The organism is Microbacterium sp. Leaf436 (genome assembly GCF_001424715.1).
Taxonomy (GTDB): Bacteria; Actinomycetota; Actinomycetes; order Actinomycetales; family Microbacteriaceae; genus Microbacterium.
In genome coordinates, this window is record NZ_LMRB01000003.1 from 630,450 (window position 1) to 645,322 (window position 14,873).

Annotated in this window: 14 protein-coding genes; 6 read left to right on the forward strand and 8 right to left on the reverse strand. The window is 71.4% G+C overall.

Going from position 1 to position 14,873, the window contains the following annotated elements:
- Positions 1-26: 26 nt before the first annotated feature.
- From ASG45_RS11895 to pdhA, 3 genes are read right to left on the reverse strand one after another with little or no spacing between them, the layout of a single operon-like run.
- Positions 27-1,430, reverse strand: coding sequence for a dihydrolipoamide acetyltransferase family protein (locus ASG45_RS11895; protein ID WP_055837597.1), 1,404 nt, complete (start codon positions 1,428-1,430; stop codon positions 27-29).
- Positions 1,427-2,473, reverse strand: a complete 1,047-nt coding sequence (locus tag ASG45_RS11900; protein WP_055837600.1) for an alpha-ketoacid dehydrogenase subunit beta — start codon at positions 2,471-2,473, stop codon at positions 1,427-1,429. Before ASG45_RS11900 ends, ASG45_RS11895 begins: the two co-directional genes overlap by 4 nt.
- The gene (pdhA, locus tag ASG45_RS11905) at positions 2,470-3,597 is read right to left on the reverse strand and encodes a pyruvate dehydrogenase (acetyl-transferring) E1 component subunit alpha (protein WP_055837970.1); all 1,128 of its coding nucleotides are present in this window, start codon (positions 3,595-3,597) and stop codon (positions 2,470-2,472) included. Before pdhA ends, ASG45_RS11900 begins: the two co-directional genes overlap by 4 nt.
- A 176-nt stretch (positions 3,598-3,773) precedes the next feature.
- Between pdhA and ASG45_RS11910 the strand changes: the two genes are divergently transcribed.
- The gene (locus ASG45_RS11910; RefSeq protein ID WP_055837611.1) at positions 3,774-4,247 is read left to right on the forward strand and encodes an Lrp/AsnC family transcriptional regulator; all 474 of its coding nucleotides are present in this window, start codon (positions 3,774-3,776) and stop codon (positions 4,245-4,247) included.
- Between the two features lie 93 nt (positions 4,248-4,340).
- Here ASG45_RS11910 and ASG45_RS11915 read toward each other — a convergent pair whose 3' ends face one another.
- Positions 4,341-5,333: an EamA family transporter gene (locus ASG45_RS11915; RefSeq protein ID WP_055837614.1), complete on the reverse strand. Its 993-nt coding sequence runs from the start codon at positions 5,331-5,333 to the stop codon at positions 4,341-4,343.
- A gap of 72 nt (positions 5,334-5,405) precedes the next feature.
- Here ASG45_RS11915 and ASG45_RS11920 point away from each other — a divergent pair, with 72 nt between their 5' ends.
- Positions 5,406-5,966: a CGNR zinc finger domain-containing protein gene (locus ASG45_RS11920; RefSeq protein ID WP_070408052.1), complete on the forward strand. Its 561-nt coding sequence runs from the start codon at positions 5,406-5,408 to the stop codon at positions 5,964-5,966.
- A 114-nt stretch (positions 5,967-6,080) separates the two neighbouring features.
- Here ASG45_RS11920 and ASG45_RS11925 read toward each other — a convergent pair whose 3' ends face one another.
- Entirely contained in the window at positions 6,081-6,953 is an 873-nt protein-coding gene (locus ASG45_RS11925; protein ID WP_055837617.1) for an alpha/beta fold hydrolase, read from the reverse strand.
- Positions 6,954-7,094: 141 nt separating this feature from the next.
- Here ASG45_RS11925 and ASG45_RS11930 point away from each other — a divergent pair, with 141 nt between their 5' ends.
- The 3 genes from ASG45_RS11930 to ASG45_RS11940 all read left to right on the forward strand — a co-directional run bounded on the left by ASG45_RS11930 (position 7,095) and on the right by ASG45_RS11940 (position 10,738).
- A complete protein-coding gene (locus ASG45_RS11930) occupies positions 7,095-7,829 on the forward strand; it encodes an exonuclease domain-containing protein (protein WP_055837619.1) in 735 nt (244 codons plus the stop codon).
- 272 nt (positions 7,830-8,101) lie between these two features.
- Positions 8,102-9,652, forward strand: a complete 1,551-nt coding sequence (locus ASG45_RS11935) for an HNH endonuclease signature motif containing protein (protein WP_082516578.1) — start codon at positions 8,102-8,104, stop codon at positions 9,650-9,652.
- A gap of 279 nt (positions 9,653-9,931) precedes the next feature.
- Positions 9,932-10,738 (forward strand): carbon-nitrogen hydrolase family protein, encoded by an 807-nt coding sequence (locus ASG45_RS11940; protein ID WP_055837625.1) that lies wholly within the window; start codon positions 9,932-9,934, stop codon positions 10,736-10,738.
- 174 nt (positions 10,739-10,912) lie between these two features.
- On the opposite strand, the gene ASG45_RS11945 is transcribed toward ASG45_RS11940, so the two are convergent.
- From ASG45_RS11945 to glgA, 3 genes are all read right to left on the reverse strand, one after another.
- Positions 10,913-11,164 carry a type B 50S ribosomal protein L31 gene (locus tag ASG45_RS11945; protein WP_055837630.1) on the reverse strand — a complete coding sequence of 84 codons (252 nt, stop codon included), beginning with the start codon at positions 11,162-11,164 and terminating at the stop codon, positions 10,913-10,915.
- 112 nt (positions 11,165-11,276) lie between these two features.
- On the reverse strand, positions 11,277-12,059 hold the full coding sequence (locus ASG45_RS11950) for an ABC transporter ATP-binding protein (RefSeq protein WP_055837633.1): 783 nt from the start codon (positions 12,057-12,059) through the stop codon (positions 11,277-11,279).
- 113 nt (positions 12,060-12,172) lie between these two features.
- Positions 12,173-13,363 carry a glycogen synthase gene (gene glgA, locus ASG45_RS11955; protein WP_055837635.1) on the reverse strand — a complete coding sequence of 397 codons (1,191 nt, stop codon included), beginning with the start codon at positions 13,361-13,363 and terminating at the stop codon, positions 12,173-12,175.
- 76 nt (positions 13,364-13,439) lie between these two features.
- Between glgA and glgC the strand changes: the two genes are divergently transcribed.
- Positions 13,440-14,684 (forward strand): glucose-1-phosphate adenylyltransferase, encoded by a 1,245-nt coding sequence (gene glgC / locus ASG45_RS11960; protein WP_055837638.1) that lies wholly within the window; start codon positions 13,440-13,442, stop codon positions 14,682-14,684.
- The last annotated feature ends 189 nt before the right edge of the window (positions 14,685-14,873 follow it).

Here is a 14,873-nt window from a genome sequence, read left to right on the forward strand (position 1 = left end):
TCGCCACCCCAGCGCTCAGCCCGAGCTCACCGCAGCAGCATCGCCCTCCCGGGTTCGCGCAGCACCCCGGCGACGTCGGTGAGGAACCGGGCCGCCTCGGCGCCGTCGACGAGACGGTGGTCGAACGACAGGCTGAGCGTCAGCACGTCGCGCAGCGCGATCTCGCCGTGGTGCTCCCACGGCGTGCGGCGAACGGCCCCGACGGCGAGGATCCCGGCCTCGCCCGGGTTGAGGATCGGGGTGCCGGCATCCACGCCGAACACGCCCACGTTGGTGATCGAGAACGTGCCTCCCGTCATCGCCGCCGGCGAGGTGCGCCCGGCCCGCGCGGTGGCGGCGAGTTCCGCGATCGCGTCGGCGAGGTCGACGAGGTCGAGGCCGTCGGCATCCGGGATCACCGGCACCACCAGCCCGCGGTCGGTCGCCGCGGCGATGCCGAGGCCGACGTAGTGGTGCTCGACGATCTCACCCGCCGCCTCGTCCCATCGCGCGTTCAGCGCCGGCGTACGCCCGAGGGCGAGGCACACGGCCTTCGCGACGATCGCGAGCACTCCGATGCGGTGACCGTCGAGAGCGCGATCGTGCTTCAGGGATGCCAGCAACTCGGTCGTCGCGGTGACGTCGACCGTGAGGAAGGTCGTCGCGTGCGGAGCGGTGAAGGCGCTGCGCACCATCGCCGCGGCGGTGTGCTTGCGCACTCCGCGGATCGGCGTGCGGGTCTCGCGCGCGCCGGGAGACGAGGCCGGGGGGACCGTCGACGTGGGGGTGGAGGCGAGGCGGGGGTCCGCTCGCGCGGCGTACTCCTCGACGTGCGTGCGCGTGACCGCTTCACCGGGGTGAGCGGCGGCGACGAGCACGAGATCGACGCCCAGGTCTTTCGCGAGCTTGCGCACCGGCGGCGTCGAGCGCGGGCGCTCCATCGGCAGATCGATGGGGCCGGTGCGCAGCACGTCGTGCGGGGCGGCTTCGCGCACGGCGGTGTCGACGGCGGCGTCGGCGTCGAGGGTCGCGGTGACGCCGCGCGCTCGCCGCCGGGGGCGACCGCCCGACGACGGAGCCGCGCCGTAGCCCACCAGGTTCGGGGTCGCGCGGGCGGCGATGTCGTCGGCGGGAGCCGCGACGGGCGCCTCGACGACGGTCTCGACGGCCCGGCCCTCGGCGGCGGCGGGGGCGTCGGGCTCATCGTCGGCCCCCGCCACGGCGAAGGACACCAGCGGTGCCCCCACGGCCACGACGTCGCCGGCGGCGGCGTGCAGTCCCTGCACGGTGCCCGCGTACGGCGAGGGGATCTCGACGATGGCCTTGGCCGTCTCGACCTCGGCGATGGTCTGGTTGAGGGTGACGTCGTCGCCCTCGGCCACGTGCCACTGCACGATCTCGGCCTCGGGCAGTCCCTCACCGAGGTCGGGCAGCAGGAACTCGGCGATCATCGGACACCCCCGTCGACGCGGACTCCGGCGGGGGTCGCGGCAGCTGTGACCGCACCCGTCCCGCGATCGAGCACCCGGTCCACCGCGTGCAGGATGCGGTCGAGGTCGGGCACGTGGTGCTTCTCGAGCTTCGACGGCGGGTAGGGGATGTCGTGGCCCGTGACCCGCATCGGCGGCGCCTCGAGGTACTCGAAGCACTGCTCGGTGATGCTCGCCACCAGCTCCGCGCCGAGACCTGCCTCGCGGGCGGCTTCGTGGGTGACGACGACCCGGCCGGTCTTGCGCACCGACGCGGCGATCGTGTTCAGATCGAGGGGCGACAGGGAACGCAGGTCGACGACCTCGAGCGAGATCCCCTCGTCTTCCGCGGCGAGCGCGGCATCGAGTGCCGTCCGCACCTGCGCGCCGTAGGTGACGATCGTCGCGTCGGTGCCCTCGCGGGCGATGCGGGCGAGGTGCATGGGCGGGGCGTCCGAGAGGTCGGCGTCCAGGTCGACCTCGCCCTTGGAGTGGTAGAGGCGCTTGGGCTCGAAGAAGATGACCGGATCATCGGATGCCACGGCCTGCTGCAGCATCACGTAGGCGTCCTGCGGGTTGCTGGCGGCCACGACGCGGAGCCCCGCGGTGTGCACGAAGTACGCCTCGGGGGACTCGGAGTGGTGCTCGGCGGCGCCCACGCCCCCGGCCCACGGGATGCGGATGACCAGTGGCATCCGGATCCGCCCGTTGCTGCGGTAGTGCAGCTTGGCGACCTGGCAGACGATCTGGTCGAACGCGGGGTAGACGAAACCGTCGAACTGGATCTCGACGACGGGCCGGTAACCGCGCAGGGCGAGTCCGACGGCGGTACCGACGATGCCCGCCTCGGCCAGCGGGGTGTCGACGACGCGCTGCGCTCCGAAACGCTTCTGCAGGCCGTCGGTCACGCGGAAGACCCCGCCGAGCTTGCCGATGTCCTCGCCCATGAGCAGCACCTTGTCATCGCTCTCGAGAGCTTCGGACAGGCCGGCGTTGATGGCGGCACCGAGGGTGAGGGCGGTCATCGCGACACCTCGAATCCGGCGAGGTACTGCGCGTACTCCGCCTTCTGTTGCGCGAGCCCCGCGTGCGGCTCGGCGTAGACGTGGTCGAAGATCGTCTCGGGTGCCCGGGTGGTGGCTCCGATGCACGCGGCGCGCACCTCGGCGGCGAGGGCGTCGGCGGCCCGGGCGACCTCGGCGAGGCCGCCGTCGTCGAGCATCCCTTCGGCGCGCAGGTACGCCTCGAGCCGGGCGATGGGGTCGCGCTCCGCCCAGGCCTCCACCTCGCCCGGCTCGCGGTACCGGGTGGGGTCGTCGCTGGTGGTGTGCGGACCCATGCGGTAGGTCACGGCCTCGAGGAACGAGGGCCCCTCCCCGCGGCGCGCGCGGTCGAGCGCCCACCGCATCGCCGCGACGCAGGCGAGCGCGTCGTTGCCGTCGATCCGCAGGCTCGGGATGCCGAACCCCGGCGCCCGTCCCGCGAGGGGGAACTCGGACTGCACGGTGACGGGTTCGGAGATCGCCCACTGGTTGTTCGAGCAGACGAACACCACGGGGGCGCGGAACGACGAGGCGAACACCATGGCCTCGTTCACGTCGCCCTGGCTGGTGGCCCCGTCGCCGTAATACGCGACGGCGACGTCGGTGGAGCCGTCGCGCTGCGCACCCATCGCCCACCCGGTCGCGTGCAGCGACTGGGCTCCGATGATGATCTGGGGCGGGGCGGCGTTGATGGTCGTGTGGTCGTAGGCCGAGTGCTCCTCGCCGCGCCAGGCGAGCACGTAGTCGGCGGGCTGGGCGCCGCGGCCGAGGAGCACGCCGTGCTCGCGGTAGCTCGGGAAGACGAAGTCGCCCGGGGCGAGGGCGTGCGCCGTTCCGACCTGCGTGGCCTCCTGTCCGCGACACGGGGCCCAGAGCGCCAGCTGCCCCTGGCGTTGCAGGGCGACGCCCTCGGCATCGAGGCGGCGGGTGAGGACCATGTCGCGGTGGAGGGCGCGCAGCTCGTGCGGAGACAGGTCGCTCACCCAGGGATCGAGCGTCGGCTCGGCGACGCGGGTCCCGTCCGATTCCAGGAGCCGCAGGGCGTCCTCATCGTCGTGGTGGCGCGCTCTTCCGATCCAAGAATCCTGCGTCTGGGTGTACGTCATCGTCATCCCTCCAGGTGCGGCCGGGGCCCCTCGTGGGAGCGTCGGCGGTCCGGGTGCCGGCAGCGTCGCCGACGAGGCCGACCGTACGCGCGGAATGCACCCCGCTCAAGACCTCGCCGTCATATTGAGCACACTGCCCATTGCGAACGGTCGCGCCGCTGCTAATGTTTCGCAGCATGAGCAAGCTCGACGCGGTCGACCTCGACCTCCTCCGCGCCCTCGCCGCCGATCCGCGGGCCACCGTCGTGGCACTCGCCGAGAAGCTCGGCCTCTCGCGCAACACCGTGCAGGCGCGCATGAGCCGCCTCGAACGCGGCGGGGTGTTCCTGTCGTACGAGCGCACGCTGTCGGCCGAGGCCCTGGGCTTCCCGATCGAGGCGTTCCTGCAGGTGACCGTGCGCCAGGCCGAGTTGCCGGCGATCCGCGCGGAGCTCGCGAAGGTACCCGAGGTGCTGCAGGCCCACGGCCTCAGCGGCCAGGTCGACCTTCTCGTGCGCGTCGCCTGCCGCGACACGCAGCACCTCTTCGACACCGACGCGCGCATCCTCGCGATCGAGGGCGTCGAGCGCACCGAGACCTCGCTCGTGATGGGCGAGGTCATCGGCTACCGCGTGGGTCCGCTCATGCAGCTGGCGCGCGAGGACATCTAGGTCAGGGGCGGGCGGGTCAGTCTGCGCTCACGCACCGACGGCCCCACGGCCGCACACGACGCCCCGGGCCACTCCCCACACCGCCGCACCGCCCTACGGCGACGGCACCACCGGGATACTCGCCGTCTCGGCGCTCCGCTCGGCCGGACTCGCGGCATCCAGTCGTACGAGTACGACCCCGACGAGGATCAACGCTCCGCCGACGAACTGGATCGGCGCGGGCGTCTCACCGAGCAGCAGCCACGCGAAGCCCAGGGCGAAGAGCACTTCGCTGAGCCCAACGAACGACGCCAGCCGCGACCCGATGAGCGGCACCGCGATCACCCCGAGCGCGTACCCCACGGTGGTGGCGACCGCGCCGACCCACAGCAGGGGCAGGATGCCGGGGAGCTCCAGCCCCGCCAGCGTCACCGTGATCGACGGCGCGGCGAACGGCAGCACCCCGGTGCCGACGAGCACGCCCATGAGCAGCGTGCCGGTGAGCAGGCCGCCCGCGGCGAGGGCGAGCGGGGGGAGGTCGTCGCCCGCTCGTCCGGCGATGACGAAGTACGCCGCCGCGCAGACGGCCGCGCACAGCGCGAAGATCGTGCCGAGCAGGTCGAACCGGGCTCCGCTGATGTCGACCACCAGCACCAGACCGGCCATCGCGACGACCGAGCCGATCAGCACCGCTCTCGACGGCGCACGGCGCGTGCGCACCCAGACGGCGATGACGATCAGCACCGGCGCGATGTACTGGATGAGCAGCGCCACGGCGACGGGCATGCGCTGCATGGCGGCGAAGTAGAACAGCTGGCACCCGGCGACGGCGGTGAGACCGAACGAGACGATCAGAAAACCGTGACGGCGCAGGAACCCGCGTTGCCGCCGGATCGCGAGCACGAGCGCCGGCGAGAGCAGCAGGGCGGCGACGCCCATGCGCACGAGCAGCACCGCGCCGAGCGACCACCCGCCGTCGAGCAGCGGTTTGACGAACGGGCCGCTGGAGGAGAAGGCGAGGGCCGAGGCGACCGCGATCGCGAGGCCGGTGACGGCGCTGGATCCGCGATGCGTGGGGCGAGGGAGGGTGACGGACGACGTGGTCATGCGATGCCTGCTGTCAGGAGTGAAGAACGTTTACACTCGTGACAGTACGACCTCGACATGTCAGGAGTCAACGTGATCTTCATTCGTGACACGGAGCTCGTGCTGCGCGCCGCCGTGGAACTCGTCAACACCCTGCCGCAGACCGACACCAGCGGTGCCGACACGCTCACCGACGTGTCCGACCTCGAGGCCTTCATCGAGCGGCACGGGTACACCGGATCCCGCACCCGCGACGCGGGCGAGCTCGCCGCCGTCCGCGGCATCCGGGGACGTCTGCTGCCCCTCTGGAGCGTCGACCGCGACGGAGCGGTGCCCCTCGTGAACGCGATGCTCGCCGACGGCCGTGCCCTTCCTCAGCTCGTTCGGCACGACGGGCTCGACTGGCACATCCACGCGAGCGACCCGGCGGATCCGCTGGCCACGCGCATCCTCGTCGAGACGGCGCTCGCGTTCGTCGACGTGATCCGCGCGGATGAGTACGGGCGCGTGCGGGTGTGCGACGCCGACGACTGCAACGGCGTGTACGTCGATTTCTCGAAGAACGGCTCGAAACGCTACTGCGACGCGGGCAACTGCGGCAACCGCATGAACGTCAACGCGTACCGTAAGCGCAAGGCCGACGCGCCGGTCTGACACCGCGCGGCCCCGTCGACGAGGTGCCCACCGACGCGCAGGGCCGACCCGCCGGCCTGACACCCCGCGCGGCCCCGTCGACGAAGCGCCCGCAGAACCCCAGCATCCCTGCGCCTAGGCGAGGAACTCCCGAATCGCGGATGCCGCCGCCCGGGGCGTCTCGTAGTGGATGAGGTGCCCGACCTCGGGGATCTCGACCAGCTCGGCGTTCGGGAAGAGCGTCGCGAGGTGCCGCTCGGCCTCGATCGGCGTGATGTCGTCTTTCTCGGCGGCGATGAGCAGAGTCGGCTGGGCGATGCGCGGCGCGAAGGCGCGCACGTCGTGCGACACGCTCGTCACGAACGCCTCGTGCAGCACGTCGCGGTCGGCGAACCGCGAGAAGTACTCGTCGTGCTGCTCGTGCACGAAGCGACGCAGCGCGGGGTCGCGCGTCTTCGCCATGGCGTTGCTCATGACGCGCACGATGATCCCGTTGCGCAGCAGCCCCTCGCCTACCGGGCGCGGCAGCTTCGCCCCGGCGAGGTAGTAGAAGACGGCGAGACGCGTGAGGACCCCCCGCGGCCCCTCGAGCGCGGGCGCGCCGATCGGGTTCACCAGGATCAGTTTCGGGGTGGAGAGCCCACCGGCGACCGCGGCCGACGCGACGATGGATCCGAACGAGTGGCCGAGCACGACGGCATCCGGAGCGACGGATTCGACGAACTGCCGCAGCCACTCGGCGTACGTGTCGAGGTCGTGCGCATGCCCGACGAGAGGGGCGGTCTCACCGAAGCCGGGGAGATCGGGCGAGATGACCCGGATGCCGGGAAGATGCGCCACGACCGGATCGAGCCCGTGATGCTCGCCGCGGAACCCGTGCACCGCCACGATCGTCGTCGTCGCGGTGTCGTCGCCGTAGACCCAGTACGCCGTGGTTCCACCGAGCAGGGCGACCTCGCGCCGCACGACGGGAATCTCGGCGAGCTGCGCGGCATAGGGGTTCGGCATCCGTGAAGTCTACGAGCAGGGTCCGACATCGCCGTGCCGGGCGGAGCGGGCGCGGGCGCCGGACCCCGTGACTACGGCCTCTTCGCTTTCGGGCCTGCGCGCCTCGGCGGCCATGTCGGAGCCCCGCTCTACCGTGGGCGCATGACCCTGTGGCAGGCCGAGCCGCTCCCGCTCTTCCAGACTCCCGAGTGGACGCGTGTCGTCGGCGTCTTCGACCTCGAGACCACCGGTGTCGACGTCGTGAACGACCGCATCGTCACCGCGCACGTCGGTGTGCTCGACGCCGACGGGCAGGTGGTCGACGCCCGCGATTGGCTGGCCGATCCCGGCATCGAGATCCCCGCGGGTGCGTCCGCGATCCACGGCGTCACCACCGCGCACGCGCGCGCCGAGGGAGACCCCGCCCCGCGCGTGGTCGCCGAGGTCGTCGAGGCGCTCGGCGCGCTGTTCGCCGCCGGCATCCCCGTCGTCGCCTACAACGCCCCGTTCGATTTCTCGATGCTCAAGTACGAGGCCCTGCGCCACGGTGTCGAGCCCATCCACTCCCCCGCGCCCGTGATCGACCCGCTCGTCGTCGACAAGACGTACGACCGGTACCGGCGCGGCAAGCGCACGCTGTCGGTCGTCGCCGAGCACTACGCCGTTCCGCTCGAATCCGCCCACGAGGCCTGCGCCGACGCGGTCGCCGCGGGCCGTCTCGCCCTGGCCCTCGCCGAGAAGTTCGGCCCCTGGATGCCACCCACCCTCGACGAACTGCACACCCGCCAGATCGCCTGGGCCCGCGCGCAAGCGGCGAGCCTCAGCGAGTACTTCGTGAAGATCGGTCGGCTGGATGCCACGGCTGCGCCGCTCGATGGGGCGTGGCCGATCCGCTGATCTGCGCCTGCCCCGCTCGGTGGGGCCGGGCCGGTCCGCGGGGGTATGGCTTTCTTCACGACGCGGCACAGCCGATCCGCTGACGCCAAGTCTGACTGATCCGGGGGCTTCCGGCATCCATCCCGCTCGCCGCTCCGCCTGAGCCGACTTCTGCCCGCTCCCCGGCATCGCCCGGGTGGCCGCCGGACCGGGCGAGCGGTGCTCCCGCATCCATCCCCCTCCCCGGCGCCCGTCCCCGGGCCAATGTCGGAGGTCCCCGATACCGTTCTCCCATGACCCGAACCGCACGTCCCGCTCACCGGCCGACGCCGGTGTTCCGGGCGTGCGACGGGGTGCCGTGGCCGACCGACGACGACCTCGACCTGGATGCCGAGTGGGCAGCGCTGCGCGAGTGCGGCGACGTCGAGTGGTGGACGGATGCCGCGCCCGAACCCACCGACGATGACGCGCCCCTCGAGATCCAGAGCCCGCACGATCGGGGTCACGGCGCAGCCGACGCGGCCTCCGACCTCGACGCGCGGCTGGGGCATCTCGAGACCGTTGTGAGCGAGCGCCAGCGGGCGACCGCCGAGGAGTACCGGCTGATTCTCACGGTCCTCGACGACGCGGCGTTCGACCCGGCGCCCTGGGTCGGGCCCGACCCCACGCTCGACCGCGCCTGGATCGACGCCCGGGGGCGGACGCCCCGAGCCGTGCGGCGCGACCGCGTCGACCTCGCGGAACGCGCCGCCGTCGCCGAGATCGCGGTGCGGCTGCACCTCTCGGAGCAGACCGTGCGAACGCGCGCCGCCCACGCACGCACGCTGGTCGGCGGTTGTCCGCAGCTCTGGGCGGCGTTCGGCGACGGTCGCATATCCGAGAAGCACGCCGTCGACGCGGCTCGTTTGGCGTCGACCCTCCCCGCGGGCGATACGGCAGCCTTCCATCGCTTCGACGATGAGGTGTGCGCCCGGGCGCTCGTCCTCCCACCCGCGAAGTTCTTCGTCGCGGCGAGGGCGGTGCGCGAGCGCGTCCACGCCGAGTCCCTCGAAACCCGGCACCGTCGCGCCGCAGACGACCGTGCCGTATGGATGACGCCCGAGCTCGACGGCATGGCCACGCTGCACGCGCTCCTGCCCGCCGATCGGGCGAGAGCCGTGATGTCCACGCTCGATCAGGCGGCCCGTCACCTCCGCTCGCGCGACGACGAAGACCGCACGCTGGCGCAGTTGCGAGCGGACGCGTTCGCCGACCTCGTCACGATGACGAGCGAAGATGTGCCCGTTCCCGCTGAGGGTGCGACGACGGCCACCGAGGCGCGCCCGGCCGGCGCGCCGACATCAGGGACAGCACCGCGCACCTTCCGCGCGGCTCCCCCGGCGACCGTCGTCGTCACCATTCCCGCTCTCACCCTTCTCGGCGCCGACACCGAGCCCGCGACGCTGGAGGGCTACGGCCCCATCGACCTCGACACGGCCCGGCGGCTCGCCGGCACCGCCACGTCGTGGATCCGTCTCCTCACCCACCCCGTCACCGGGGCGCCGCTGGTTCTCGACCGCAAGACCTATCGCGTTCCCGCCGCGCTGCGGCGGTGGCTCGGCGTCACCTCACCCACCTGCGTCTTCCCCGGCTGCGGCCGAGCGGCCCGAGACTGCGACATCGACCATCTCACCGCCTGGGCCGACGGCGGAACCACCGACGACAACAACCTCGACCCGAAGTGCCGACATCACCATCGCCTACGCCACGAGTCGCGATGGGACATCGCGCACACGACCGGCGGGCCCACGGCCTGGACGTCGCCCCTCGGCGGCACGTACGGCACCGATCCCCCACCGTTCTAGGAAAGGCGCCTATCGCGCATCACCCCCGACCCCGCCGACCCCGCCCCCGAGGCTGCGAGTCGCGCACCACCCCCACCCTCCCGCCAAGCCGTGAGTCACGCGCATCACCCCCGCCCCGCCCGCGAGGCCGCCGGTCGCACACCTCACCCCGTCCCACCCGAGTAGCCGCGAGTCGCGCAGATCACCCCCGCCCGCCCGCACGGCCGCCAGTCGCACACACCACCCCCGCGTCGCCCGCGAGGCCGCGAGTCCCCCGCACCTCCCTGCCAGACTGTCCCCGTGACCTGCCGCATCGCCACCGTCCAGGCTGAGGCCGTTCCCGGCGAGCTCGAACCCAACGTCGCTCAAACCGCCCGCTTCGTCGCCGAGGGCTCCGCCCGGGGAGCGGATGTCGTCGTCTTCCCCGAGGCGTTCCTCACCGGCTACGACGAGACCGTCTTCGCGGGCGTCCTGCCGCACCTCGACGATGTCGCCTGGTTGCACCCGCTGCAGAGCGTCGTCGATGAGACCGGCGTCGTCGCCGTCGTGAACACCGCTCTTCAGCTCGGCGAGCACCGCACTCTCACCGACCTGCTGATCGCCCCCGGTCGATCCCCTCACCCCGCCTACGCCAAGCAGCACCTCCACGCACCCGAGAGGGCGATCTTCACCCCGGGAACACGCGGATACTCCTTCGAGGTCGGCGGCGTCGAGCTCGCCCTGTCGGTCTGCTACGACGCGAACTTCCCCGAGCACGCCGCCGCCGCGGCCTCCGCGGGAGCCACCGTCTATCTCAACAGCGGAGCGTACTTCCCCGGTGGGCAACGCCGTCGCGACCTGCACCTGGCCGCACGCGCGCTCGACAACGGCATCTATGTCGTCTACAGCGGTCTCGTCGGCGCCCCGAGCGACTTCATCGGCGGCTCGGCGATCTTCGACCCCCTCGGCCGCCGCATCGCCGACGTCACCGAACGCGAGGGACTGGCCATCGCCGACATCGATCCCGCCCTCGTGGATGCAGTCCGCGGCGACCAGCGGATGTGGACCGACCGGCGCGCCGACCTGGGTGCGTACGAACGGTCAGGCTCGCTCGCGCTGCACGGCTAGCTCGCACCCACGGCTAGCTCGCCCCACACAACTAGCTCGCACCGCACCACTCCTCGCTCGCGCCCAACGACTCCGCGCTCCCACCGCACACCTCCCCCGCCGCACCGCGCTGACAAGAACGAAAAAGCCCCCCGTCCCGAAGGACGAGGGGCTTTCGCGACGGATCCGTGGGGATCAACGACCGCCGAAGTTCTTGAAGCGCTGGTTGAACTTCTCGACGCGACCGGCCGAGTCCATGATGCGCTGCTTACCCGTGTAGAAGGGGTGCGAGGCCGACGAGATTTCCACGTCGATGACGGGGTACTCCACGCCGTCGAGCTCGATCGTCTTGTCGCTCGAGACCGTCGAACGGGTCAGGAAGGTGTCGCCCGAACCGAGGTCGCGGAAGACGACGGCCTTGTACGTGGGGTGGATGTCAGTCTGCATGGGAGGTCCTTTGAGAAGTGGTGCCCTGGATTCTGCCAGGACGTCAAAGTCGGCGGCGCCGTAGGCACCAACGGAAGAGTCTACCAGGCCCGCGCGCGAACGCCGGTCGCGCTCAGACCGCGCGCGCCGCGTAGCGGCCGGCTTCGTGCGTCAGCGTGATGTTCAGCCCGAACGTCGACGAGAGGTTCTCGGCGGTGAGGGCCTCATCGAGGGGTCCGGATGCCACGACCTCGCCGTCGCGCAACAGCAGCACGTGCGAGAATCCGACGGGGATCTCCTCGACGTGGTGCGTCACCATCACCATCGCGGGCGTCGTGGGGGCCTGCGCGTATCCCGACAGCAGCGCGAGCAGTTCCTCGCGCGCGCCGAGGTCGAGGCTGGCCGTGGGCTCGTCGAGCAGCAGCAGTTCGGGGTCGGTCATGACGGCGCGGGCGATCTGCACGCGCTTCTGCTCGCCGTCGCTGAGCGTGCCGAACGTGCGGTCGGCGAGGTGGTCGAGCTTCCACTCGGCGAGCACCCGCAGTGCGCGACGCTCGTCGATGTCGTCATAGTCCTCGCGCCAGCGCCCCACGACCGAGAACGCGGCGGTGAGCACCACGTCGAGCACGCTCTCCTCGGGCGGCACGCGGCGGGCCATGGCCGACGAGGCGAAGCCGATGCGCGGGCGCAGCTCGAACACGTCGGTGCGCCCGAGCTGCTCGCCGAGGATCGTGACGGAGCCCGAGGTGGGATGCAGAAGCGTGTCGGCGAGCTGCAGCACCGTGGTCTTGCCGGCGCCGTTCGGCCCGAGCACGACCCAGCGCTCGTCATCCGAGACCGTCCAGTCGAGGTGGGACACGATGTCCCGACCGTTGCGGCGGACGACGACATCGGAGAATTCGAGCACCTGCGGCATGGGGTTAGCCTACTGGCCCCGACCCGCCGGGCCGGGTGCGACGCGGCCCGCGCGGCGAGGGGCCGCGGCCCCGCCACCTCGGCGTACCGCGCGCACCCGCCGGCGCCGATCCGCTACTTCCCCGCCACCTCCGCGTACAGCGCCGCCGTGGTCTCGGCGATCGCCGCCCAGCTGAAGTCGTCGATGGCGCGCTGGCGACCGGCCTGTCCGTAGGCGCGGGCGGTCTCGGCATCCGTCACCACCTCGGTGAGCACGCGGGCCAGGTCGTCGACGAAGCGCTCGGGGTCGACGGGAGTGCCCGTGCCGTCCTGCACCTGCTCGATCGGCACGAGACGGCCGGTGACGCCGTCGACGACGACCTCGGGGATCCCCCCGGTGGCCGTGCCGACGACCGCGGCACCGCACGCCATGGCCTCGAGGTTGACGATGCCCAGCGGCTCGTAGACCGAGGGGCACACGAACGTCGTCGCCGAGGTGAGGATCGCGCACAGCTCGCCCCGGGGCAGCAGTCGGTCGATCCAGACGACGCCGTCGCGCGTGGCCTGCAGTCCACGCACGAGCTCCTGCACCTCGGCCATGATCTGCGGGGTGTCGGGCGCACCCGCGCACAGCACCAGCTGCACCTCGGGGGGCAGCTGCTCCGCCGCGCGCAAAAGGTAGGGCAGCCCCTTCTGACGGGTGATGCGCCCGACGAACACGACCGAGGGCCGCGCGGGGTCGATACCGACCGACGACAGGAACGCGTCGTCCGACACCGGATGCCACGACTCGGTGTCGATGCCGTTGTAGATCACGCGCACCTTGGCGGGGTCGAGAGCGGGGTAGCTGCGCAGGATGTCGTCGCGCATACCCGAACTCACCGCGACGACCGCGGCGGCTCCCTCGTAGGCGGTCTTCTCGATGTAGCTCGACACGGCGTAGCCGCCGCCGAGCTGCTCGGCCTTCCACGGGCGCAGCGGCTCGAGGCTGTGCGCGGTGACGATGTGCGGGATGCCGTGCAGCAGCGACGCGAGGTGTCCGGCGAAGTTCGCGTACCAGGTGTGGGAGTGCACGACGTCGGCGCCGGCGATGTCGGAGACGATCTCGAGGTCGGTGCCGAGCGTCTGGATCGCGCCGTTCGCGGAGGAGAGCTCCGCCGGGACGCCGTACGACGTCGTGTCGTCCTCGTCGCGCGCCGCACCGAAGGCGCGGACCTGCACCTCGGTGCCCTCGGCACGCAGCGCGCGGACCAGTTCGGTGGCGTGGACACCCGCACCGCCGTAGATCTCCGGCGGGTATTCCTTGGTCACGATGTCGACGCGCATGACACGAACGGTAGTACACCCGTCAAGCGACGCGCCGCGTGTAGTCGCGGGAGTTTTCGACCCCTAGTGTGGTGCCATGCCTGCAGCGCCGAAGGTCTTCGGAATCATCCTCGCCGGCGGCGAGGGAAAGCGTCTCATGCCCCTTACGGCCGACCGCGCGAAACCCGCCGTGCCGTTCGGAGGCCAGTACCGCCTGATCGACTTCGCCATCTCCAACCTCATCAACTCGGGGTTGCGTCAGTTGGTCGTGCTCACGCAGTACAAGTCGCACAGCCTCGACCGCCACATCTCGCAGACCTGGCGCATGTCGCCGATGCTGAACGCCTACGTGGCGTCGGTGCCGGCGCAGCAGCGTCTCGGCAAGCGATGGTTCTCGGGTTCGGCTGACGCGATCCTGCAGTCGATGAACCTCATCCGCGACGAGAAGCCCGACATCGTGGCCGTCATCGGTGCCGACCACGTGTACCGCATGGACTTCAAGCAGATGCTCGACGCGCACATCGCTTCCGACGCCCGCGCCACGGTGGCCGGCATCCGTCAGCCCATCGGGCTCGCGAATCAGTTCGGCGTCATCGACACCGACCCGACCGACCCCACGAAGATCCGCGCGTTCCTCGAGAAGCCGCAGAACCCCACCGGACTCGCCGACGCCCCGCACGAGGTGCTCGCGTCGATGGGCAACTACATCTTCGACGCCGATGCGCTGGTCGAAGCCGTCACGCACGACGGTGAGCTGCCGACCTCGGCGCACGACATGGGCGGCGACATCGTGCCCTGGTTCGTCGACCGCGGCGAAGCGGCCGTCTACGACTTCCAGCGCAACGACGTTCCGGGCTCCACGCCGCGCGACCGCTCGTACTGGCGCGACGTGGGCACGATCGAGTCGTTCTACGACGCCCACATGGACCTGATCTCGACCCTGCCGATCTTCAACCTGTACAACACCGACTGGCCGATCTACTCGCAGACGTTCAACGCCCCGCCGGCGAAGTTCGTGCGCGACTCGGTCGGACGCATCGGCAACGCGATCGACTCGATCGTCTCGCTCGGTTCGGTGCTCTCGGGCACCCACCTCGAGCGCAGCGTCGTCGGCCCCTGGGCCCTCGCGGGTGGCGGCTCGACCATCACCGACTCGGTGCTCTTCGACAGCGTGCAGGTCGGCGCGGGAGCCCGCATCCACCGCGCGATCCTCGACAAGAACGTCGTGCTCGAACCGGGCGCCACCATCGGCGTCGACCGCGAACGCGACCTGGCCCGCGGTTTCACCGTCACCGAGACGGGCATCACCGTCGTCGGTAAGGACGTGCACGTCCACGCGTGAGCGTGATCCAGACCCGGGATGCGGGGATCCTGGATGCCAGAAGGGGCGGTGACCATCACGGTCGCCGCCCCTTCTGGCATCCGGTCTCGTTCAGGCGCCCACGCGCGCGAACGCGTCTCGGCTGATCACCGCCTCCGCACCGACGTCAGATCAGACGCCCACGCGCGTGAACGCGTCCCGGCTGATCAC